We start from the raw sequence: 22,225 nt of genomic DNA on the forward strand, positions 1-22,225 counted from the left end.
CATGAATACGGCGGCAACAGGAACACTTTACGGCGTAGGCGTGGGGCCGGGTGATCCCGAGCTGATTACAGTCAAGGCGTATCGCATGATTCAGGAATGTGCAGTTGTGGCTTATCCGAAGAAACGCCGGGGGGGCAAATCGTATGCTCACGAGATCGTGGAGTTGTACGTCAACCCGGAGGAAAAGGAGATGCTAGGACTCATTTTTCCAATGACCAAGGACCCGGTTGTACTGGAGCGTGAGTGGAACAAAACGGTGGTTGCTTGCTGGGAGGCGCTGCGTGAAGGCAAGGATGTAGCTTTTGTCACAGAGGGAGACCCCAATCTGTACAGTACCTTTATTCACTTGGCACGACTCATGAAGGATCTCCATCCAGAGGTGCCAATTGTATCCATTCCGGGCATTTCGTCTGTGTTGGGCGCGGCGGCAGCGCTGGAATTGCCTTTGGCAGACGGAGATCAGCAGGTCGGTATTATACCGGCTACGGATGATCGGGAAGCGATGAAGCGGGCGATTGAGAATCACGATACGGTCGTGTTTATTAAGGTTGCCAAGGTGTTAGATTTGATTTTGGATGTGCTGGATGAGCTCAATCTTGGGGACCGTGCATCAGTCATTACCAAGGTCACTTCTCCTTATGAAATGGTATGGCGCAACGCACGTGAGCTGTGCGGACAGGAGCTTGAATATTTGAGTTTAATGGTGGTGAGCAAATGACGTTGGAGCCCAAAGTATATATCGTAGGAGCAGGTCCCGGCGATCCGGAGCTGATTACGGTCAAAGGTTCCCGGATTCTACGCACGGCCGATGTGGTATTGTACACGGATTCACTCGTGAACGACGAGTTGATTGCCACGGCCAAACCAGAGGCGCAGGTATTGCAAAGCTCAGGCATGGATCTGGAGCGGCAGGTTGAGATTATGAGCGAGGCTGTGCAGGCTGGACGCAGTGTAGCTCGCGTACATACAGGCGATCCGGCAGTGTATGGAGCTATTTTGGAACAGATGGTGTTGCTGAAGCAGCGCGGAGTAGCCTACGAAATCGTACCAGGCGTCAGCTCGGTCTTTGCTTCTGCGGCCGTGCTGGGTGCAGAGCTAACTGTGCCTGATCTGACACAGACCGTCATTCTGACGCGTGCTGAAGGCCGTACACCTGTACCGGATCGGGAAAAGCTGCGTGATCTGGCTTCCCATCACTGCACAGTGGCTTTATTCCTCAGCGCAACGCTGGCGAAGAAGGTGGTCGTTGAGTTTCTGGCGGCAGGCTGGAGCGAGGACACGCCTGTAGCGGTTGTACAGCGTGCGACCTGGCCGGATCAAAAGATCGTGCGCACGACGCTTGCTCAATTACCCGCCGATTTGCGTGCAGCAGGCATAACGATGCATGCCATGATTTTGGCGGGCTGGGCGCTCGACCCAGAGCTGGTGGACAAGGACGCGCATCGTTCCAAGCTGTATGATAAGTCGTTCACCCACGGCTACCGGAAGGGAGTGAAGCCCGGTGAGTAATCCATTTGCCGCTGTGGCGATCACGAAGCATGGAGTGGAAATGGTCCGCAATCTGGGAGCCAGCTTTCCGGGTACGGATGTGTATTACATGTCCAAATTTGAGCGTGGCGACGAGCAGGAGCGTGGCATTCAGTTGTTCGAAGGCTCGGTCAAGCTGATCTTGCCGGATTTATTTAAACAATATAACGGTATTATTTTATTTATATCTCTCGGTGCAGTGGTTCGTATGATTGCACCAATTTTGGTGGATAAAAAGGTAGACCCGGCGGTAGTCGTCATTGATGATCGCGGGGAGCATGTCATTAGCGTGCTGTCCGGTCATTTGGGCGGCGCCAATGAATTGACCCGCCATGTAGCCGCTGTGCTGGGCGCACGTGCGGTAATCACAACTGCATCGGACGTGCAGGGCACAATTCCGGTGGACATGTTGGGTCGAGAATTGGGTTGGGTGGTCGATAGCTTCGACAAGGCCACTCCCGTGAGCGCTGCTGTTGTGAACGAGGAGCCTGTTGCGCTCATACAAGAGACGGGCGAACGGAACTGGTGGCGTTATGACAAGCCTGTACCTGGACATATCAAGGTATATGCTTCGACGGCAGAAGCATTACAAGAACCGTTTAACGCCGCGTTGGTCGTGAGCGACCGTTTATTGGAGCCGGAGGAAGAGGAGCAACTTCTTTCTAATGGCGTGCTGTACCGTCCGAAAAGCTTGGTACTCGGCATCGGCTGCAACCGTGGGACTGCATTAGAGGAGCTGGAAGCGGGTGTGCTGAACACCTTGCAAGAGCTGCGTTTGTCCGTGAAAAGCGTACGGAATATTGCCACCATTGATTTGAAAAAGGACGAAGAGGGCTTACTTGCCCTTTGCGCCAAATACGGTTGGGAACTGGTGACGTATACTCCGTCAGAGCTGAATACGGTGCAGCTTCCCAATCCATCGGAAACCGTCTTTAAATACACTGGTGCATATGGGGTCAGTGAACCTTCAGCCTTGTTGTCCTCCGGTGCAGACCATTGGCTGCTGGAGAAGAAAAAAGGCGGCAATATGACGCTGTCTGTAGCGCGGGTTTCCTATGACTGACATCATGAAGCAGGCTGTACAGTCTGATACGTCTGCCGCTACGCGCAGAAGCCGTATTGTTGTTGCCGGAACAGGCAGCGGAGCAGGCAAAACGACTGTTACCCTTGGGCTGATGAAGGCGTTCGCCGACAGCGGCCTGCGAGTGCAGGGTTTTAAATGCGGGCCGGATTATATCGATCCGACCTATCATACTGCCGCGACTGGGACTTCTTCCCGTAATCTGGATTCATGGATGACCTCACCAGATACGGTGCGTGAAATCTTTATCCGTGCTTCCGAAGGCGCGGATATTTCCGTGATTGAAGGCGTCATGGGGCTGTATGACGGCAAGGACCCGCTCAGCAATACCGGCTCGACCGCTGAGATCGCCATGCTGACGGACAGCCCTGTATTGCTGGTGATCGACGTGCGCAGTATGGCACGAAGCGCCGCCGCTATTGTGCTCGGCTTTCAGCGATTGGAGCCCAAGCTGCGCATTGTGGGCGTAATTGTGAATCGCTGCGGCAGCCAAGGGCACTATAGCATCGTCAAAAAGGCGATCGAGCAGGAGTGCGGCATCCCTGTGCTCGGCTGGTTAAAGCGTGATGACGGGCTGGATATTCCCGAGCGTCATCTGGGTTTAGTACCCGCTGTGGAACGCGGCGAGCTGGAGCCGCTTTTCCAACGGGCGGCAGAGCTGATCCGCGCGGGTACGGATCTGGATGCACTGCGGGCATTGGCAGATTCGGCTCCGCCGCCCAGCCCGCCCGAGCACCCATTATTTTCCCTGAATCGGCTTTCATCAGCAGGGCATGAAGCTGGTACCGGGGAACGACCCGTCATCGCCGTCGCTAGAGATGCGGCGTTCAATTTTTACTACCCGGAAAATATGGATTTGCTGCGTCAGGCGGGAGCAGAGATTGTCTATTTCAGTCCGCTGGCGGGAGAACGCGTACCTGAGCAGGCAAGCGGCCTATACCTGGGCGGCGGTTTCCCTGAAGAGTTTGCCGCAGATATCGCTGCAAATACGGGTTTTTTGGAAGATATCCGCAACGCGGTGAGCCGGGATATGCCAGTATTCGCCGAATGCGGCGGTTATATGGTACTGGCACGGACACTTACGGATCGTATGGGGAATGCCCATCACATGGCCGGAGTTATTCCGTCGGACGTCCGCATGCAGGAGAAACGGGCCGCACTGGGATACCGTGAAGCAACCGCTTTGCAGGATTGCTTACTGCTGGAGGCTGGAGAGACCATTCGGGGACATGAATTTCATTATTCTGTCATGCACTATGACGAATCATCCGCCCCCTACTCCTACGCCTATCAAACCAAGGGGATGCGTGGTCTTCAGAGCGAAGGCTATACGAAAGGGAATCTTTTGGCAGCCTACACGCATGTTCATCTCGCTTCTCTTCCCAAAGCGGCAGCACGTTGGGTGGAACAATGCCGGGCTTACAGTCCATAGTTTTGCAAACGAGTCCACCATTTCATATAAACAAAAAGAAGCCGATTCCCTGAAAGGGGCCGGCTTTTCTAAATTTCAATAGATTTAAACCTTACATGGTATGGAAGCGTATACATTACTTTTTTGGTGGTACGCTTACATGAGCTTTTTCAGCTGGGAAATCCTTCCCTGACTCACGCCAAGCATGGAGGCGAGTTGTTTTTGTGAAGATGCTGGATGTTCTTCCATAAGCTCTCTCATTTTCTCCAAAATAACGTCTGTGCGCTGATAAATTTTTTTCATATGCATGTTTTGCTTAAGTGGGGGTGAATGGGTTTCAGTCGCTGTGACCGGAACTAAATCTTCCGTTTTCATCGAGGCCGCACATTCATCGCAGATAAACTGATCTTTAAAATAGGTGTTAGTATCAACCGCACCGCAAAATATACAGTTGGTTGATTTGTACTTACGGAGCATGAGTGTCTGGTCTTCAATAAAAAACTCTAATGGATCGCCGATGTCAATCTCCATCGTCATGCGCAACTCTTTAGGAAGCACAATTCGCCCCAAGCTGTCCAAGGGCCGGGTCATTCCAGTCCTTTTCATTCATGCAACCTCCCCGGTTTTTTAAGATGTATAGAATGTATAAGGTTTGAGGCAATTCTTATCAATTCTATAACCGCAAGCATAAATTTCTTACAAAAAGCGGCCCTTTATTGTTAATCAAGCATGGACGCACTTTTTTTCTTACGAGTATACCATAAAGAGGCCGAATCGCCATCGTTCAGATTTATAAATTTTGAATAAGTTTTAATAAGTTTATTCCGAGCGAACATATATGCTATAATCTTCTGCTAAAGGATTTAATAGGCCGTCTGTAGAATTATTTATATATGCCGTAGCTCGGACAATGATGGCGGTGTTATGGGAAATGAATGAGGGCCAAACAGAATTTTCTGAGCGTTTTGACCCCACAAACAAGAATGAATGACACGGACCCCGCCTTTAAAGTCCTTATATACAAGTCAGGCAAGGAGGATTTATCATGGAAAAAAGAAAAGCATTGTTGTTAGGAGATTATTCGTATCCGGAGTTTCACCCGCTGCAAGGGGTGGACGAAGAGATTAGCCATATTTTACAAGATTGGATGACGGTACAATGCAGTGAAAATCGTAAAATGCTGCTCAAGGAAAATCTAGCCTCATTCGATCTATGCATCTCGTATTGTGATAGCCGTAAGGAGGTTCTGTCTCCTCAACAAACAGCAGGACTGCTGTCCTATGTTAGCGGCGGAGGTGGACTGCTTGTGCTGCATAACGGAATCACATTGCAAGGACGTTATGAAATAGCACAGCTCATGGGAGCACGCTTCCTGCGGCATCCGGCAGCGGAGCAGCTTTCCTTCAAGGTAACAGAGCCGGATCATCCGATTATGGAAGGAATCGAACCGTTCGAAATGCAAGAGGAGCCATATCGTTTTGATTTTGATCCATTCACTGAAAAAACACTACTGATGGAATACGAGTATGAAGGTCAGTGGTGGCCGGCTGCATGGTCACTGTCCTATGGCTTGGGTCGGGTCGTCTACCTGATGCCTGGACATAATCAGCCAAGTTTCCAGCACGAGGGATACCGTAAGCTGCTGCTTCAGGCTGCTAAGTGGGCTGGACGCTTTCCGGGTTAAACATAGATCATTCCATTCATTGAGGAAGGGGAGCTGCGAGCTTTATGCGGCTCCCCTTTTCAGGTTATACTAGTAGGTAATCACAGGTAGGGGAGGATATATTATGAGCGATTTGTTCAAAAAAGCCATCTCATTGGGGTGGGGCCTCACCGTTGTCAGCAAAGAAAAGGTGGAGAAAGCCGTCGAGGATCTTGTAAACCGCGGAGAACTTGCGCCTTCGGAATCCAAAGCACTGGTCGATCGTCTGATCGAACGAGGGGCAGAGGAACAGGGACAATTCAAAACAGTGATCCGCGAACAGGTTAGCCGCATTTTGCAGGAGCTGGAAGTACCTACCGAAAATGATGTCACAAGTTTGGAGCAGCGTGTGGCATTGTTGGAAAAACAGGTAGCGGAGCTGGAAAAAGAAAAGGCGGCGCTTACGGGTTCGAGCGACGCTGAAGAAGCGAACCGGCTGGATTAAAATGGCGGTTCGTATGAAGCACGCCGGTCGTTACCGGGAAATTGCCATGGCGCTGGCGCGTCATGGCTTTGGCTATATGGTGGAAGAAATGGGACTGTTCCAGCTACTGTCACTGCCTCGCAAGTGGCTGACGAGAGAAACTCCCGAGTCCAAAACGTTAGGTGAACGGATTCGACTTGTGCTGGAGGATCTGGGGCCTGCATTCATCAAGCTTGGACAGTTGGCAAGCACACGTGCTGACCTGCTGCCGGAGCCTATTATCCGTGAGCTGGTTAAGCTTCAGGATCAGGTACCGCCGTTTTCATCTGAAACGGCGCGTGGCATTCTGGAGCAGGAGCTGGACACGTCATTAGAGGACATACTGGTTCGTTTTGACGATGTTCCGCTGGCCGCTGCTTCGATCGGGCAAGTGCATTTGGGCAAGCTGCACAGCGGCGAAATGGTCGCCATTAAAATCCAGCGTCCTGGCGTTAATCGCATCATTCGGCGAGATTTGGACATTTTGCGGGAACTGACCGCAATGGCAGCCAAGCGCTGGGAATGGGTAGAGCGGTATCAGCTTCGCCAGATGGTAGAGGAGCTGGGGAGATCGCTCATTCAGGAGTTGGATTACAACCACGAAGCCCGTAATACAGAGAAGATTGCGCTCCAATTTGAGCAGGACCCACATATCTATATTCCGAAAATATACTGGGATCATACCTCTTCCCGTATACTGACCATGGAGTTTCTAGACGGAACTCACTTGGGTAGTCGTGAAGAGCTATTACGCCGTGGATATAACTTGAAAGAACTGGCGCAGCGGCTGGTGAACAGCATGTTGCATCAAATTTTTATAGAGGGATTTTTTCATGCCGATCCCCATCCGGGGAATTTACTCGTTCTGAAAAATGGTAGTCTCGCTTATTTGGACTTTGGCATGACGGGAAGGCTGAGCGAAGAGATGAAGAATCATCTCGCTTCCCTCATTATTGCCCTGATGCGCAAAAATACCGATGCCATGGTTCGGTCTATCGCACGTTTGGGGCTGGTCGAACCGGATACCAACCTGAATGCGCTACGTGCCGATCTGGACAAGATACGCGAAGATTACTCAGACGTTCCTTTTTCACAGGTCAGTATTGGTGATGCTTTGAACGACCTGTTTGGCGCAGCGCAGCGCCATCGGATTGGTTTGCCGTCGGACGTCCTGTTGCTAGGCAAGGCGTTGCTGACACTGGAGGGGGTCGTGGAGCATCTGGACCCTGATCTCAGTATTATCGCTTTGGCTGAGCCCTTTGGTAACAGGCTGCTGAAGGAACGCTTCAGCGGTCGTCGTATCCGAGGCAAGCTGCTCGGCGGTGCGACTGAGCTGGTGGAAGCGCTGATGGAACTGCCAGGACAGGCGAGGCATTTAGCCTCGATTATCGGCAAGGGCAAGCTTAAGCTGGAGGTTACTGTGCCGGAGCTGGAAATGCTTCTGCGCAGGCTGGATCAGATCAGCAACCGCCTGTCATTCAGTATCGTGCTGTTAGCGTTCAGCATTATTATGGTCGGACTGATTATCGGTTCATCGCTGAATCATCAGGCGACCATGCTGTGGAATGTACCTGCTATTGAAATCGGCTTTGTTGTCGCTCTCTTAATGGTTGCCTTTTTACTGTATTCCATTTTTAAATCGGGAAGGTTTTAGATACCGACCAGAAAGGAGAGTTATGGATACTCATAAGATGAACACTGCCCTAATGGATGGTCTCCAAATTGCAGATGTGCCTTGGCACCGCCTGACTACTCCTTATGGTAGAGGCACGGAGTTGCCACAATTGATATCCAATGGGGAGTACGCAGCCATTGCTGATCTGATAGAGCATCAAGGCACACTGTGGCAGGTTACGCCGTGGGTGTTACTTTTCTTATTGCGTAATTTGCATACGAGAAATTCGGATGATATCACGCCGAGTGAGTTGGAACTGTACCATGCGGTTGTTGGAGCATTGGACATGGAAAATGCACAAGAGGATTCACAGAAGTCTGTTGAATCCCTAACCATGCTGCTGGACGAAAAATATCTATGGTCAGCAGACAGCGATCCAGAAGAAGATGAACTGGAATGGGAAGAGGAAGAAGCACGTGGTTATGATCCGGTAGCTTTTTGGAGTTATTATGACTATAGCTATCGATTATTGAAGCAAGCACTGCCTGACTTTGAGAGTTTACTCCAGCACCATGCAGACTCTGAGATTGCTGAAGCCCTATCGGAGCTTGTGCAGGAATTGCGAAAATTTTAAATATAAGAAAACGAATTAAACAAGCTATGAACGGAAACTAATCTTTTGCTAAGGAGTGATTTTAGTGGCAAAAAAATTAACGGATATACATCGAATACGTCTCCTAAGTCTCCTTCGTGATATTGGGTTTGAACCATCAAAAGTTACTATAGAAAATAAACAGGGGGAAACTGAGGTTATTGATTTAGAGTCCCCGTTACCAAAAGGGTTGCAAGCTGTTTTAAATTCTCGAGGCAGTCTAAGCAAGGAGCAATTACTTGAGATCGAAGAGAGTGTTAAACAATCCAGAGAGGATTGGGATTAGATGGGGTATCTATTTGATACGAATGCAGCTATTGCCCTTCATAGACTTGACTCATCTTTGGATAGAGTAATACGACAAGCTGAGAAAGATAAAGAGAATATCTTCTTTTCTGTTATAACTCAGTCCGAGTTTATAGCCGGGTTGCCTACTAATACTGACTTAGATTCGATACCTTTTCTTGGCGGGGAATTTATTGCAGTTAATTCAGAGATCGCAGTAAAAGCGGGGCGTATCAGAAGAGAACAAAAAGATAAGTTTGCAAGAAAGCTCAAGACCCCAGATGCGTTGATTCTTGCGACAGCTATTATAAACCAATTGGTACTGGTTACGGCGGATCAAGATTTACAGTTCGCGGAGTCTGAGTATGAAGTTAAGGTGATCAACTTTAGCAGGTTAGAATCTTAGGAATTGCAAAAATTTTAAATATAAGAAAACGAATAAGATGAAGTAAATGAACGATATTCCAAGGGAATAGATGATTTCTTTCTATAAACAGCCTTTTAACTCATTCGTCTCTGCGAACCCCTTACGTTATAATGATGGACTGAATGTAACGGACCGGGTCGTTTGAGAGAGACGAACTGAATGATAGGAGAGCCTTGGCGATTGGCAGCTGGACGGATGCCCGAAACCACACGGGTTGCGAGTCAACACGCTACTCTCTGTAAATATAGGAGGCTGGAACGAGACAGTATGAATCTTAGACAACAATGGTTCGGTAATATCCGGGCCGATATACTTGCGGGCATGACCGTGGCGCTAGCACTAATTCCCGAGGCGATTGCCTTCTCGATCATTGCGGGGGTCAATCCCATGGTCGGACTGTACGCCTCCATCTCGATGGCCATTGTCATCTCTTTTGCAGGTGGACGTCCGGCGATGATCTCGGCAGCAACCGGGGCCGTGGCTGTACTGGTCGTTGGTCTGGTGAAGGATCATGGCGTGGAATATCTGTTTGCAGCTACCATTTTGGCAGGAATTATTCAAGTGCTGCTGGGTGTTTTGAAAATAGGTCGCTTTATAAGCTTTATTTCACAGCCAGTCATGACCGGGTTTGTGAATGCGCTGGCGATCCTCGTCTTTATGGCTCAGCTTACTCATTTTCATGGAGCCAATTGGATCATGTACGCGATGGTAGCAGGTACGCTGCTCATTGTGTATATATTACCGAGATTTGTGAAAAGCATCCCCGCTCCATTGACGGCAATCATCATCATGACGATCATTACGTATGTATTTGGATTGAATGTCAAAACGGTAGGAGATATCGGGATGCTAACCAGTTCGCTGCCTTCCTTCCATTTGCCACAAATTGAGTGGTCGTGGCACACGTTGCGGATTTTGCTGCCGTATTCCTTTACGATGGCGCTGGTTGGACTGCTGGAATCGCTGCTGACAGCCAGCATTTTGGATGAAATGACCGAAACGAAAAGCAATAAAAACCGGGAAGCCCGTGGGCAAGGGATTGCCAACTTTGTAAATGGCTTTTTTGGGGGTATGGGTGGCTGTGCCATGATCGGACAATCCGTCATTAATGTCAGCTCAGGTGGAAGAGGGCGTTTGTCCACTTTTACGGCAGGAGTATTCTTGGCCTTTCTGCTGCTCGTACTTGGTGGAGTTGTGAAGGAAGTACCCATGGGCGCATTAGTGGGAGTTATGTTCATGGTGTGTATTGGAACTGTGGATTGGAAATCGCTGCGAAACATTGCCAAGGTTCCCAAAGCAGATACGTTGATTATGGTGGTCACGGTGATCATCGTGGTGGCTACGCATGATTTGTCCAAGGGCGTAATCGTGGGCGTACTGCTAAGTGCTCTGCATTTTGGCTGGAAAATGGCTAAAATCCGTATCAGTACGACTGAGGATCATGAAGAAAAGGTGTACCATGTCAGGGGGCCGATGTTTTTCGCGTCAACGTCTCATTTTGTTGATCATTTTGAACCTTCGGATGACCCGGACCGCGTTGTAGTGGACTTTAGCCATTCGCATGTTTGGGATCACTCGGCGGTTACTGCTATTGGCAAGGTGCTTCAAAAATACAGAAACTCAGGTAAAACTATTACCCTACAAGGGTTAAATGAGGAAAGCCGTTTAATTGTAGAGAAGCTCGGCGGTCCTGTAGTTACAGAGCCACTCGTGTGATGAATCGTATAGCATAAATCAAAGCTTGAAATGAAATTTATTCATTTCAAGCTTTTTTATTTATTTCTGAAATAAAACAACACTTTTCTTTCCTAAACCATAGATAAATATGACAAATTTTCATCAAAGTATTGACGTAATAATTGGGCAGGAATACAATCATTGTTATTAAGCAAAGCAAATACATAGGAATAATTGAAAATTGAAAGGTATGCACATATGAACTTAGACTGGGACTTTATTGTAGAGAGCTTGCCGCTATATGGAGAAGCCATGTGGCTGACGTTGAAGATCGCCTTTTTTGCTATTCTGTTTTCACTAGTCGTCGGTTTGCTATGCAGTATAGTACTGTATTACAAGGTGAAGGGAATTAGCGGCATCATTGTTGCCTATATTGAGCTTTCCCGAAATACGCCGCTGCTTGTTCAGTTATATTTTCTGTATTACGGGTTTACGAAAATAGGTCTGCATATGAGCGAAATGACGTGTGCCATTGTGGGCATGACCTTTTTGGGCGGGGGTTATATGGCTGAGGCGTTCCGTGGTGGAATCGAAGCCGTAAGTAAAACGCAAACGGAATCCGGGCTGAGTCTCGGACTGTCCAAGATACAACTGGCGAGATATGTTATTTTGCCACAGGCTTTTACCATCAGTGTTCCGTCTCTGGGAGCGAATGCGATTTTTCTACTCAAGGAGACCTCCATTGTTGGCGCCATTGCTTTATTAGATTTGATGAATGTGGCAAAAGACCTAATCGGTATGTACTACAAAACGACAGAATCGCTAATTCTGCTGGTATTGGCATATCTCGTCCTGCTTTTACCTTTGTCGATACTGCTGACTTGGGTGGAAAGGAAGGTGCGATATGCTGAATTCGGGGATTAATGTGCTCTTTGAAGGTTCCAATTTCGAGCGTCTATTAGGGGGATTACTCGTTACGCTGGAGATTGCGTTACTTTCCATTATTATCGGTACTCTATTAGGCATTCTGATGGGATTGCTGCGCACCTTACAATCAAGACCGATTCGGTTTGTGCTGAGATTATATTTGGAGACATTCCGCATTATTCCGATTTTGGTGTGGTTGTATGTTGTATATTTTGGATTTACGCCTTTGTTAAATGTGAATATCAGCGGAGAATTGACAGCAATTATCGTATTCAGCCTGTGGGGAGCAGCCGAGATTGGTGACCTTGTTCGGGGTGCATTGGAATCACTGCCCAAGCATCAGGTGGAATCCGGGCAGGCACTGGGACTGACATATGGGCAGTTATACCGCCATGTACTCATTCCCCAGGCGGTGCGCCGAATGCTTCCCGGTTCTATTAATTTGGCGACACGGATGATCAAAACCACTTCATTAGTAGTGCTGATCGGTGTAGTAGAAGTGGTCAAGGTCGGACAGCAGATTATTGAGCTTGGTGTAATCAAAGCGCCCTCGGCATCCTTTTGGGTGTATGGCTTTATTTTCATATTATATTTTCTCGTATGCTATCCGTTATCCAGACTTTCCAAAAGATTTGAACGCAGATGGCAAAATTAGCAGGATGGGGTGGGTGTCATGGGAGAGGCTGTGGAGGTTTTACTCGAAATTCGAGGGCTGCACAAAAGCTTCGAAGACCGAAAAGTATTACAACAGATTAATCTGGACGTAATGAAAGGGGAAGTCGTGGTCGTTCTCGGTCCTTCGGGATGTGGAAAAAGCACACTCCTCCGATGTCTCAATGGTCTGGAACCAGTTCAGAGCGGAGATATCCGTTATAGAGGGCAAGACCTGACGGACAAGAAAGTGAATTGGCGTGAGGTGCGTCAGCACATCGGAATGGTGTTCCAGAACTACGAGCTGTTTCCGCATATGACGGTCTTAGAAAATATATTGCTCGGCCCGCTTAAAGTTCAGCGGAGAAATAAGCAGGAGGCACTTGAGCAAGCGGAGCAGCTATTGGAGCGAGTGGGTCTGCTGGATCGCAAAGATGCGTATCCGAGACAATTATCAGGTGGGCAAAAGCAACGGATTGCGATTGTGCGCGCCCTGTGTATGAATCCGGAAATTATGCTCTTTGATGAAGTCACCGCATCCTTGGACCCGGAAATGGTCAGAGAGGTGCTGGATGTCATGCGAGAGCTGGCCCAACAGGGCATGACCATGATTATCGTGACGCATGAAATGGGATTTGCCAAGTCGGTAGGAGATCGTATCGTTTTTATGGATCAAGGACAGATATGCGAAATGACTACGCCGCAGCAATTTTTTACCCAACCGGAAACAGAGCGTGCCCAGCACTTTCTGGATATATTTCAGTACGAAACGATATGAGCATTTTGCATCAATTCCATGAGCGACTTCCAATCACAATATAGAGATCGACATGCTTCTATTGGTCTCTATATTGCACCCAGAAGCGAAAGAAACCGAATGATGCAAAATGCTGACAAACAGGGGGAGGAATACAGATGAGAAAAGGAATGAAGTTCACGACGTTATTACTGGCTTTGAGCTTGCTGCTTGTTGGTTTGGTGGGTTGTGCAGGGGCTGGTAATACCAACGGTAGTTCAGGCTCGGCTAAATTTGCTTCGATTGAGGATATTAAAAAGAATGGCAAGATTCGAATCGGTGTATTTGCAGATAAGCCGCCTTTTGGCTACGTGGATTCGGAAGGGAAAAATCAAGGCTTTGACGTCTATATTGCGAAGCGGTTTGCCAAAGATCTCTTGGGTGACGAGTCCAAGGTGGAATTTGTTCTGGTGGATGCTGCCAGCCGGGTTGCCTATTTGGAATCCAACAAGGTAGATATCATCATGGCTAACTTTACGGTGACCGATGAGCGTAAAGAAAAAGTTGATTTTGCCAATCCGTATATGAAATTATCCTTTGGCATTGTGTCACCTGATAGTGCTCCAATCACCACGATTGACCAATTGAAGGGTTCGGATCAAAAGCTGATTGTCGCAAAAGGAACGACGGCTGAAACCTATTTTACGAAAAATTATCCTGACATCAAGCTGCTCAAATTCGATCAATACACAGAGATTTTCTCAGCCCTCAAAGACAAACGCGGCGTTGCCATTGCCAACGATAATACAGAGCTGATCGCCTGGGCAAAGGCCAACCCCGGCTTTACCGTAACCATCCCGGCCTTTGGTGGTCAAGATACGATTGCACCCGCAGTAGCAAAGGGAAATAAGGAGTTGTTAGACTGGATCAACAATGAGTTGGCAACGTTGGGTAAGGAAAATTTTGTCCATCAAGCCTACAAGGACACACTGACCTCCGTTTATGGAGAAGGCTTTACAGATCAATTGGTCGTAGAGGGCGGCAAAGTGGATTAATCTGGGGGAAGGGAGGCAGTGGCGACTCCGTATTAAAGTCGCCACTGCCCCAAAAGCTCTTGCATGCTATTACATTTCATTATATAATCTTAATTGATAATGAGAATCATAATCATCGATAACACTTCTTAGGTGCATGCTCCCAATATGAGCCTAAGTGAATAGGATGGTGATGTGCACATGGCTAAAACAGATGTGGCAACTGCCAGAAGACAGCTCAGCAGTCCGAACAAGGTAACTCGCAGACGAGCTTTGAGAACGATCAAAGCTGCGAAACGGGCGAAGTAGCAGGTTCCAAGTTAACTGCAAATGGCAATAACAGTGTGAAATTTTTCAGTCTCCTCGTTTTGATATTGCACCTGCTTTCCTGATGGTGGTACACAGGAAAGCAGGTGCCTTTTTTTTATTTCTTTTGTGCAAACAGCCATTCAATCATATCCTGATTTTGCAGAGCCGGTACCCAGGAGAAGTGTCCTGTAGGTTTGATAATCCCTGCTTCGTATTCAGTAAAATGAATGAGGGTACCGTTTTGTGCTTTAATGGCAGCTACCATTTCTTGCGAGTTTTTAGGACTAACTGTGGTGTCGTCTGCAGCATGGAAGGCCCAAATAGGAACGTTTTTCAGTACTTCAACGTGTTTAGGATCGACAGGTGCATACATGTTAACGGCTTTTTCATAGTTGGTCAAACCGGCAATGGGTACACCTGCGGCGAACAAGTCAAGATTCTTTTCCAGCAATCTCCACGTACCCATAGCTCCTTGAGAAATACCAACAATATAGATTCGGTCGGTGTCGATTGGGTATTTTAACGCCGTTTCACGTACCAAATCGGCTACAGCGCTGTTGCGTGGTTCATCCGCCCAAATGAATTTATGTTCCAGGTCAATCGGGCTTTGTGGTGCGATTACGAAGGATGGGTGTTTGGCTTGCTGCTCAGGAGAAGCCCAAGTAACAGCTCCGGCGTTTGCCAGCAAATTTACTCCGTTTCCGTCACCACGTTCGCCGTTTCCGTGCAGGAATACAACCAGAGGGTAGGTTTTGCCGGGCTCAACTTTAGGCTCAAACGTAAAGTAGTTCAGCTTGAAGCCTTCTTTATTTTCAAAGATGCTTTTTTGGAAATCGTCTACGATCGGTGTAATTTTATCTGTTGCTTTTACAGTCTGTGCAGAGGCTGGGATGACTGTTTTCTTTGAAGTTGCAATATCTTTCTTTTGACTAATAGTATAATTCAACGTGTTGATGCGGTTAACTGCGCTTGTTGCATCGTAAGTAAGGGTACTTGCATTTTTATCTTGTGTATCCAGCTCAATCACGACATATTTACCATGAGTACTGCGGTTGGTGATGGCTCCAGTATCATTGGTATATACACCGGTCACGGTTCTATCTGTATATACATCATTCAGTACAGATTGAACCTGAAAGCTAGACGTGGATAAGGATGCCCCGTCAATATTGGTGCTGTATTTCAGTACAACAGCAGAAACGACTTCACCCAAAGGCTGTACCTGTGTAAACAGGGTAGCCTGTGGCGCTGGGACATCTGTTGCTGCTGCGGCAGAGCTGGAGGATGGGAAAAAGATCGTTAGCAGGAACACGAAAGATAATAAAACAAGGGCAAAACGTCTTCTTTGCATGAGATTAATCTCCTTTGGCGTCATTTTTTAAAGCGCTTACTACATGTTCGGGATAATTGACTGTATGCTGTGCAATTCATACAAATCAAAAAAAGGCAAACTCCGGGTACACGTGTGTACTCGGGTTTTGCCTTTTCAGTAACAATCCCACTTGAAGGATAGCACCTTCATTGGAATCTGACAAGTGAAAGCGCTACATTTTTGGGTGTTTTTTTAAAAAAAGTTTTACTTTCGTTACGGAGGATTCTACAAAAATCCTTAAAGCAACTTGCAATTAGAAGTGGATATGTCGAACTCATGGTATTCATCTATAGCAGGAAAACCAAGTCATAGGGGCTTTTCAACGGTAATATTGTGGTATATAATCTCCTTAACTTAACAGTGTTAACTTATATAACGATGTTAACAAAAGGGGATGAAATCATGAACCAATACGATGTTATTGTCATCGGTGCAGGACTGGGTGGCTTGTCCTGTGCAGCAAGACTTTCCGCGCTCGGTTACCGAACAGCTGTTTTTGAAAGCCATACTTTGGCTGGCGGTTTCGCAACTGAATTTACAAGAAAGGGATATACCTTTGATGTCTCCTTGCACGGTGTCGGCGGACTCGAGGAGGGCAGCTTCGGTCGGCTGTTAAAGGACTGCAATGCGGACCAGCGAATTGTTCCTCTCCGCAAAAAGCACCCTTACTCCATTCGTTGGGAAGGACAGACCATTGATATTCCGTCCGATGTTCAGGAGTATGTGCAGCTCCTCAAAAATATGTTTCCTGCTGAGGTGGCAGGCATTGACAGTTTATTCGCGGGCATTCGCCGTTTTGAAACAGGCTTTTCTGCTTTTTCTACTCTCACTTTCTGGCGCAAGGCGGTTGGCCTGCTCAAAGCAGGAACCTTCTTCCGTTGGACGCAAATGACGACCTGGGAAGCTGTAAGCCAGTTCGGTTTGTCTGACCGCTTCATAGAATTCTTTACCGCGCTGTGGGCCTATTATGGATTGCCTCCAAAGCGGCTTGCGGCCTTGTATTTTTTCATTCCCTGGATCGGCTATCATTTGGAGGGGACGTACTACATTGAGGGAGGCGCACAGGCTTTATCCAATGCATTGGTTGACGCTATTAAGTCAGCGGGAGGAGAAGTTCACCTGCGCAGTCAAGTATCTGAGATTATACTCGAACGCGGTAAAGCAGTTGGAGTCCGTCTGAAAAAAGGCGATGTATATAAAACCAACTGGATTGTGTCTGGCATCAGTCCCCATCATACGTATGGCCGCCTACTGGAAAACCATGATGCTGCCCGTCGTGAGCTGGAAGCTGTCAGCAGTCTGGAGACTGGCACGTCTCTCACCCAGCTATATCTGGGATTATCATGTGAGCCTCATGAGCTTGGCATCACCGAAGAAGACTTAATCCTGCGTAATGAGCCGGATTCGGACACAGATTATGAAGTTATGATGAGCGGCCAGTATACCAAAGGCAACTGGATGCTCACGAATTATAACGCCATGGACCCTAAGCTCAATGAACCGGGAAAGGGTGTCATTGCAATTACATTTTTGGACAGATTGGAGAACTGGCCTGCCGCACGTCCCGAATATAAAGCAAAAAAAGAAGCCGTGACACAGCAGATACTGGGATGTCTAGAACAGCTGTATCCGGGTTTTCGCAGCAAGGTAGTGGTGGCCGAGTTGGGCACACCGCGCACAATGCAGCGGTATACCGCTAATCCCGGCGGGGCCGTTTATGGCTACGCACAAACGGTTCGGCAGTCCGGTATAAAAAGACTGAAGCACAAATCAGCTGTGAATCGTCTGTCATTGGTAGGGGCCTGGACACAGCCTGGGGGCGGGTTTCAAGGGGTTATGAACTCGGGTATAATGGAAGCTGATCGTATCGCCGCCAAATTGGGGTAGGCAGAAAGGGCAAGTACATCTACTCATGAAACATATCAAACGCCGAGAACGTGAAAGCAGTGAGATCCGCCGGAAAATCATTGAGGCCGCCCGGTCGCTTTTCCTGAATCAAGGATATGCCGAAGTCTCCATGCGCAAAATTGCGGATCAGATCGAATATTCACCAACAACTATTTATCATTATTTTGCCAATAAGGAAGCCGTGGTCCGTGAACTGCTGGTAGAAGGAAATACCTTGTTCCTGCAGGCTCTTCAGCAGCGTGTGGATGAAGCACAGGCAGCGGGATTGAACGCTCTGGACACACTGAAAACGGTATCTGATGCGTATGTTCGTTTTGGAACGGCTAACCCGGAATATTACAACATCCTGTTTATCAGCAACCTGGAATCTGTAAGCTTGGTCAGCCTTATAGACAGTGGGCGTTTTAAAGGCTTTGAGCTGCTTGAAGCTGGGCTCAAAGCCGCTATGGAGGAAGGCTGCATCATTCAAGGAGATGAGCGCCTGATCGCCAGATCCGTATGGAGCATGCTGCACGGATTGACTTCTTTGCTCCTGAATTTTGAACTTCCTATGGCAAAATCCAATGATGAATTGATCGCATTCACTATAGATACTTTCCTCAGGGGGTTAAGCCGCTGACGCAGCGGCTAACTTTCTTTACCTCGCATCACTGTACATGCGAATCCGCATACGACCATTCCGAAAAATTAACAAGGTTCCAAGTCTGAAAGCTGCTTAAGCACGGCTTCAATGCGACGTTTATCTTTTTTGAGCATAACGAGCTGCAAAGAAGCAAGAAGCAGATCTGAGATATTGGCCCAAGCGTCTGCTTCCAGAGCGGGAAGAAGATCCCGATGAATCATGAGATCCAGCGCCTCCGTTGCAATTTTCTGATGAAGCTCGCTATCGGATAGCCATTCAATCAACTGCTCAGCTGTAGGACGGGAGTGAGCGAAAAGTATTGCCCAGCCATCCACCGGATGATTGACTTTATCCCGCATCCAGTTAATGATCTGTGGCGAACGAAAATGCTGTAGCTGCCCATTAGCGGTGTATCCTTCTAATTTGCCTTCTGCGGTCGAATCCTGTAGCAGGTGATTGCAAACACATACCAAGCCTTCCTGCTCGGGTAGGCAGCGGGCGCTCAGATAGGCACGTGTGGACACAAATGCACCCTTAGCATGTAGGGTATAAAGTGAGCATGGTGTCTATATAGGCGGGTAGATTTTCCGCGAGCAGCGTAAACTGATCCAACTCGTGATCATAACAAAACACCGCTGGCTCTGTAGCGGATGTCGCCATATCAAGCAGTATCGGATCACCCGCACCATTATAATTAAGGATCAGATATCGTTGCTCGTCCGCTGCTGAGTCGGTATCTTCCCCATAGGATGTAAAATAGCCAATATACTCATGATTCCAGCCAAATTCCCCTGTAATATCGTCAAGGATATTCGGCTTTTGTTCAAGGTCATGGCTGTTTTTATGTGAACACTCCGGTCCATCAGCTACAATACAGTGTTGGGGAAGACACCATAGCAAATATAAGCTGCCACACTGTAGGATACACCTGCTTTCCGGCACTCTATCTATAGGGATAGAGATCAAAAGTAAATGAGAGATATGCTATAATTAGGAAATAAAATAGTTATAGATTAGTCTATCTTAATCCCATAGGAACTACAATTTGTGAGGGGACGAAGGAGGAACACATCTTATGACAACATCAGGGGTACAAACCTACATAGATCCCATTTTTGAGGCGTACGCTTCTGAGCAAAAGCGCATCGCCGAATTCCAAATCAAAAGTGTCCTTCACGAAGGGATTCATGAATACTTAAAAGTTACCTGTAAGAAGGATGGGCTGTGGGTGGATACCTACGAACCGTTTGATTGGGATCATCGTAGACCGGATATAAAAATTTCTGGTTTTACGGAGGGGGTAACACTGCAGCAGGTTCAGGACGAATGGATGCCTGTGTTTAGGGAACGGATAGAGGCGCTATTTAATTCGGAAGAATTCAGTTCCATGTTCTTTCGTTATCGGCTGGATTTTCATCTGGAAGTGGTCTTGGAGAATAAGGCCAATCATTTTACATTCTCGCTCCTGAACGAAGATAAGCGGCAGCAACTGTTAGCCACTATCCAACATTTTGTGGAGCAGAAGCTCAACCCCTCCAGTAAAGCTGTGCCGAAGGAAGAGGACGATTTTTTCTTAGTAAGGCACTTGCTTGATCCTCATTTGTACCCTGTAAACGCCCAGCGGATGAATGAGCTGCTCAATATAATGGATGCCAAAGTGAAGGTCAGCCGCAAGCGTGAGGAAGCATGGAGGTATCAGCTCAGCAGTGGCTTAAAGCATTGGGCTGAGGATGAATTTTTGGACAAATATGCAGATCGGAAAAAAAACTACGGGCTGGAATATACGACGAAGTCCGATATTCTTCCTTCAGATATTCCCGTTCCAGCCATGGAGATGTTCCTGCTTACCGCGATGCGGGTGGGTTCGACGGATGCCGATGCACGGCAGAAATATTTGGAGATCGCTGCACAGCTAGGCTCGGAGCAGGCTTCCGTGTGGCTTGAGAGCGGATCAGGGAGCATCCCAGCGTTACATACAAGCGAGCGAGTCATCTGCCAAGCCAATGATATTTTGCAAACGCTGGAGGTTCAGATTCGTTCAGAGGAAGAAGAAAGCTATAGAGAAGCGCTCGTATATTTATGCGATATTTTAAAGAAGGGCTTTACCAAGGAATATCGGATGAATTTCAAAAGCAAGGTGAAAAACTACCTGCCTGTACCCAAGTTGGCTAAATCAACGTTACATCGTTTCTTCGCCAATGCACTTGAATACCCTGCGCTGCATCCGTTGCTGGCTGAATATGCCGAAACCGTGATGGAAGAATTCAAGTGGTATAACGATGTAGAGCCCGGTGAAAAGTCAGCGATGCCGGGGACCTACGCGGTAATGGGACTGGGCCTTAAAGGAACGAACTATTTCCCATTAGTGAATCGTTATATGGAGCTGGTGGACAGTGAACATCAGTCCGTACAGGACGGTTACGCGGCTGCTTTTGCCGAAGCGCATGGGCTAACACCTGACACGATCCCCGTTTGGACGAGGATTCTACTGGCAAGCAACGAGTCTGCCAAACCCCTGAAGTCATCTGGAATCGAAACTGTAGAGCAGGCACAGGTACTGGTGGAGGAGCTTGAGAAGCTGGAGGACTATGAACAAGAGGTGCTTGTTTATCGTATATGGGGTGGCGAGAAGAAACTAAAAAACAGCCTGAAGCAGGCTGTCCCTGAGGTAAAAGAGTTGCTGGAGACGCTTATTCCATAAAAGCATCTCCAGTTCCCACAATTCTTCCTCGGGAATGATGTAGTAGGTAGAATTGAGCGGATTACTTTGAACATGTTTTAGATTGGCAAATACCCATTCATTGATTTCTGTTTGGTCAACGGCATGGACCAGTGCTTCAAGGCTGTCAAAAGTTTGTATGCTCATGTATGGAGGCTCCTCTCTTAGCCGCTGGCTTATGCTGTAGCTTTTGTAATATCTTTAAGATGGCCTGGCGATTCTTCGCATCCTTAATGTACTTGGGAATGGAATGGGAAGCCGTACGCATCATACCGGATGCAGGCTTTTCTCGCAACTCGGCAGAGATATAGGAGAGCAGGTAATTCAGGTGTATCCGGTTAAGAGCCCAGACAGGTTTCCCCCGATAGTAATCTAGGAAGTACAGCTGGAGCTGGAAAATAGGGTCTTTTCCGTTTTGGATCACGTTCGTATGCCATTCGCGTGATTGCACACGATGCACCGGAACCTGATTGCGTGTCTCACAGTGCGGACAGTTTATATTTGTATTTTTATGGAGTTTCGTTCGGTCATCATGGATTTCGATATTAAAATACCGTTCGCAATGGTTGCATACGCCGCGTGCATAGAATGTATAAGATTCGGGCTGCTGATATGTGTAGTAACAATGAGAACATCGAACGACGTAATAACAGTCTTTTTTGGATATGGAAATAAAAGCTTGGCCCTGACAACGGGGGCAGTGAACAGTTACCTGTTCTCCTCTTCTAATCACGGCGCTAAAGTCATATTTGTATCCATATTCATCTTTGAAGCGTTTTTGCTCCATGTTCGTTCCTCCTTTTCGGAAAGATCGTAAAAACGTACTTTTTATATTTCATATGTTATAATATTCCTTAATAACAGAATGGCTTAGATGGGCGGTCGGCTAGTCTCCTGTGAGGGAGGTGAGGCCTGTGGAGGTTAAAGACACCTTAATGTTGATGATTCAATTCGCAACGTTGGTGATTCTGATTCTTTCCTTCCATAAAAAGAAATAGACCGCCCGTGGTAGGAACCGGTCTATTTCGAATACCGTGAACTTGCAGCCACCGCCCTTAAAAGCGGCTGTTGCCAAAGAGTGAGGATGTTGACGCATCTTCACTCTTT

At 47.6% G+C, this 22,225-nt stretch carries 26 protein-coding genes; 20 read left to right on the forward strand and 6 right to left on the reverse strand.

What is annotated here, in order from left to right:
• Nucleotide 1: 1 nt before the first annotated feature.
• Genes cobI through G9G53_RS05755 form a run of 4 tightly spaced genes read left to right on the forward strand, consistent with a single transcriptional unit; the run spans nucleotide 2 to nucleotide 4,040 of the window.
• Nucleotides 2-718 carry a precorrin-2 C(20)-methyltransferase gene (cobI, locus tag G9G53_RS05740; RefSeq protein WP_165146040.1) on the forward strand — a complete coding sequence of 239 codons (717 nt, stop codon included), beginning with the start codon at nucleotides 2-4 and terminating at the stop codon, nucleotides 716-718.
• Nucleotides 715-1,509, forward strand: coding sequence for a precorrin-4 C(11)-methyltransferase (gene cobM / locus G9G53_RS05745; RefSeq protein ID WP_160788663.1), 795 nt, complete (start codon nucleotides 715-717; stop codon nucleotides 1,507-1,509). The genes cobI and cobM overlap by 4 nt, the downstream gene beginning before the upstream one ends.
• On the forward strand, nucleotides 1,502-2,590 hold the full coding sequence (locus tag G9G53_RS05750) for a cobalt-precorrin 5A hydrolase (protein ID WP_165146043.1): 1,089 nt from the start codon (nucleotides 1,502-1,504) through the stop codon (nucleotides 2,588-2,590). Before cobM ends, G9G53_RS05750 begins: the two co-directional genes overlap by 8 nt.
• Nucleotides 2,583-4,040 (forward strand): cobyrinate a,c-diamide synthase, encoded by a 1,458-nt coding sequence (locus G9G53_RS05755; RefSeq protein ID WP_165146046.1) that lies wholly within the window; start codon nucleotides 2,583-2,585, stop codon nucleotides 4,038-4,040. Before G9G53_RS05750 ends, G9G53_RS05755 begins: the two co-directional genes overlap by 8 nt.
• Nucleotides 4,041-4,175: 135 nt before the next feature.
• On the opposite strand, the gene G9G53_RS05760 is transcribed toward G9G53_RS05755, so the two are convergent.
• Nucleotides 4,176-4,625: an AbrB/MazE/SpoVT family DNA-binding domain-containing protein gene (locus G9G53_RS05760; protein ID WP_025721620.1), complete on the reverse strand. Its 450-nt coding sequence runs from the start codon at nucleotides 4,623-4,625 to the stop codon at nucleotides 4,176-4,178.
• Nucleotides 4,626-5,064: 439 nt separating this feature from the next.
• Between G9G53_RS05760 and G9G53_RS05765 the strand changes: the two genes are divergently transcribed.
• The 12 genes from G9G53_RS05765 (at nucleotide 5,065) to G9G53_RS05820 (ending at nucleotide 14,497) form a co-directional block, all read left to right on the forward strand.
• A complete protein-coding gene (locus tag G9G53_RS05765) occupies nucleotides 5,065-5,703 on the forward strand; it encodes a ThuA domain-containing protein (RefSeq protein WP_165146049.1) in 639 nt (212 codons plus the stop codon).
• 103 nt (nucleotides 5,704-5,806) lie between these two features.
• On the forward strand, nucleotides 5,807-6,166 hold the full coding sequence (locus G9G53_RS05770) for a phasin family protein (protein ID WP_013312404.1): 360 nt from the start codon (nucleotides 5,807-5,809) through the stop codon (nucleotides 6,164-6,166).
• A 1-nt stretch (nucleotide 6,167) separates the two neighbouring features.
• Nucleotides 6,168-7,838: an ABC1 kinase family protein gene (locus G9G53_RS05775; protein WP_069010059.1), complete on the forward strand. Its 1,671-nt coding sequence runs from the start codon at nucleotides 6,168-6,170 to the stop codon at nucleotides 7,836-7,838.
• Nucleotides 7,839-7,860: 22 nt separating this feature from the next.
• A complete protein-coding gene (locus G9G53_RS05780; protein ID WP_165146052.1) occupies nucleotides 7,861-8,433 on the forward strand; it encodes a hypothetical protein in 573 nt (190 codons plus the stop codon).
• Between the two features lie 64 nt (nucleotides 8,434-8,497).
• The gene (locus tag G9G53_RS05785) at nucleotides 8,498-8,737 is read left to right on the forward strand and encodes a hypothetical protein (RefSeq protein ID WP_016822811.1); all 240 of its coding nucleotides are present in this window, start codon (nucleotides 8,498-8,500) and stop codon (nucleotides 8,735-8,737) included.
• Nucleotides 8,738-9,142, forward strand: a complete 405-nt coding sequence (locus G9G53_RS05790) for a PIN domain-containing protein (RefSeq protein ID WP_029518578.1) — start codon at nucleotides 8,738-8,740, stop codon at nucleotides 9,140-9,142.
• A gap of 288 nt (nucleotides 9,143-9,430) precedes the next feature.
• Entirely contained in the window at nucleotides 9,431-10,879 is a 1,449-nt protein-coding gene (locus G9G53_RS05795; RefSeq protein WP_165146055.1) for a SulP family inorganic anion transporter, read from the forward strand.
• 219 nt (nucleotides 10,880-11,098) lie between these two features.
• On the forward strand, nucleotides 11,099-11,764 hold the full coding sequence (locus tag G9G53_RS05800) for an amino acid ABC transporter permease (protein WP_029518576.1): 666 nt from the start codon (nucleotides 11,099-11,101) through the stop codon (nucleotides 11,762-11,764).
• On the forward strand, nucleotides 11,745-12,422 hold the full coding sequence (locus G9G53_RS05805) for an amino acid ABC transporter permease (RefSeq protein WP_029518575.1): 678 nt from the start codon (nucleotides 11,745-11,747) through the stop codon (nucleotides 12,420-12,422). The genes G9G53_RS05800 and G9G53_RS05805 overlap by 20 nt, the downstream gene beginning before the upstream one ends.
• Before the next feature lie 18 nt (nucleotides 12,423-12,440).
• Entirely contained in the window at nucleotides 12,441-13,196 is a 756-nt protein-coding gene (locus G9G53_RS05810; RefSeq protein WP_165146058.1) for an amino acid ABC transporter ATP-binding protein, read from the forward strand.
• A 137-nt stretch (nucleotides 13,197-13,333) separates the two neighbouring features.
• Nucleotides 13,334-14,209, forward strand: coding sequence for a cysteine ABC transporter substrate-binding protein (locus tag G9G53_RS05815; RefSeq protein ID WP_029518573.1), 876 nt, complete (start codon nucleotides 13,334-13,336; stop codon nucleotides 14,207-14,209).
• 180 nt (nucleotides 14,210-14,389) lie between these two features.
• A complete protein-coding gene (locus G9G53_RS05820; RefSeq protein WP_016822819.1) occupies nucleotides 14,390-14,497 on the forward strand; it encodes a putative metal homeostasis protein in 108 nt (35 codons plus the stop codon).
• A 115-nt stretch (nucleotides 14,498-14,612) separates the two neighbouring features.
• On the opposite strand, the gene G9G53_RS05825 is transcribed toward G9G53_RS05820, so the two are convergent.
• A complete protein-coding gene (locus G9G53_RS05825; protein WP_165146061.1) occupies nucleotides 14,613-15,848 on the reverse strand; it encodes a PHB depolymerase family esterase in 1,236 nt (411 codons plus the stop codon).
• A gap of 423 nt (nucleotides 15,849-16,271) precedes the next feature.
• Between G9G53_RS05825 and G9G53_RS05830 the strand changes: the two genes are divergently transcribed.
• Both G9G53_RS05830 and G9G53_RS05835 read left to right on the forward strand, forming a co-directional pair.
• Nucleotides 16,272-17,756 carry a phytoene desaturase family protein gene (locus tag G9G53_RS05830; protein WP_165146064.1) on the forward strand — a complete coding sequence of 495 codons (1,485 nt, stop codon included), beginning with the start codon at nucleotides 16,272-16,274 and terminating at the stop codon, nucleotides 17,754-17,756.
• A gap of 25 nt (nucleotides 17,757-17,781) precedes the next feature.
• Nucleotides 17,782-18,396, forward strand: coding sequence for a TetR/AcrR family transcriptional regulator (locus tag G9G53_RS05835; RefSeq protein WP_165146067.1), 615 nt, complete (start codon nucleotides 17,782-17,784; stop codon nucleotides 18,394-18,396).
• Nucleotides 18,397-18,464: 68 nt separating this feature from the next.
• On the opposite strand, the gene G9G53_RS26325 is transcribed toward G9G53_RS05835, so the two are convergent.
• Nucleotides 18,465-18,923, reverse strand: coding sequence for a hypothetical protein (locus G9G53_RS26325; RefSeq protein WP_238437808.1), 459 nt, complete (start codon nucleotides 18,921-18,923; stop codon nucleotides 18,465-18,467).
• Nucleotides 18,924-18,933: 10 nt separating this feature from the next.
• Nucleotides 18,934-19,299, reverse strand: coding sequence for an SMI1/KNR4 family protein (locus G9G53_RS26330; RefSeq protein WP_238437807.1), 366 nt, complete (start codon nucleotides 19,297-19,299; stop codon nucleotides 18,934-18,936).
• A gap of 175 nt (nucleotides 19,300-19,474) precedes the next feature.
• Between G9G53_RS26330 and G9G53_RS05845 the strand changes: the two genes are divergently transcribed.
• Nucleotides 19,475-21,100 (forward strand): DUF6138 family protein, encoded by a 1,626-nt coding sequence (locus tag G9G53_RS05845; RefSeq protein WP_165146070.1) that lies wholly within the window; start codon nucleotides 19,475-19,477, stop codon nucleotides 21,098-21,100.
• Here G9G53_RS05845 and G9G53_RS05850 read toward each other — a convergent pair.
• Both G9G53_RS05850 and G9G53_RS05855 read right to left on the reverse strand, forming a co-directional pair.
• On the reverse strand, nucleotides 21,035-21,265 hold the full coding sequence (locus G9G53_RS05850; protein ID WP_165146073.1) for a hypothetical protein: 231 nt from the start codon (nucleotides 21,263-21,265) through the stop codon (nucleotides 21,035-21,037). The genes G9G53_RS05845 and G9G53_RS05850 overlap by 66 nt on opposite strands.
• Nucleotides 21,246-21,905, reverse strand: coding sequence for a hypothetical protein (locus G9G53_RS05855; protein ID WP_165146076.1), 660 nt, complete (start codon nucleotides 21,903-21,905; stop codon nucleotides 21,246-21,248). Before G9G53_RS05855 ends, G9G53_RS05850 begins: the two co-directional genes overlap by 20 nt.
• Nucleotides 21,906-22,032: 127 nt before the next feature.
• Between G9G53_RS05855 and G9G53_RS26880 the strand changes: the two genes are divergently transcribed.
• Complete coding sequence (locus G9G53_RS26880) at nucleotides 22,033-22,116, forward strand: putative holin-like toxin (RefSeq protein WP_223822146.1); 84 nt, start codon at nucleotides 22,033-22,035, stop codon at nucleotides 22,114-22,116.
• Nucleotides 22,117-22,225 lie beyond the last annotated feature (109 nt).

This window comes from Paenibacillus sp. EKM206P (assembly GCF_011066155.1).
Classification (GTDB): Bacteria; Bacillota; Bacilli; order Paenibacillales; family Paenibacillaceae; genus Paenibacillus; species Paenibacillus polymyxa_D.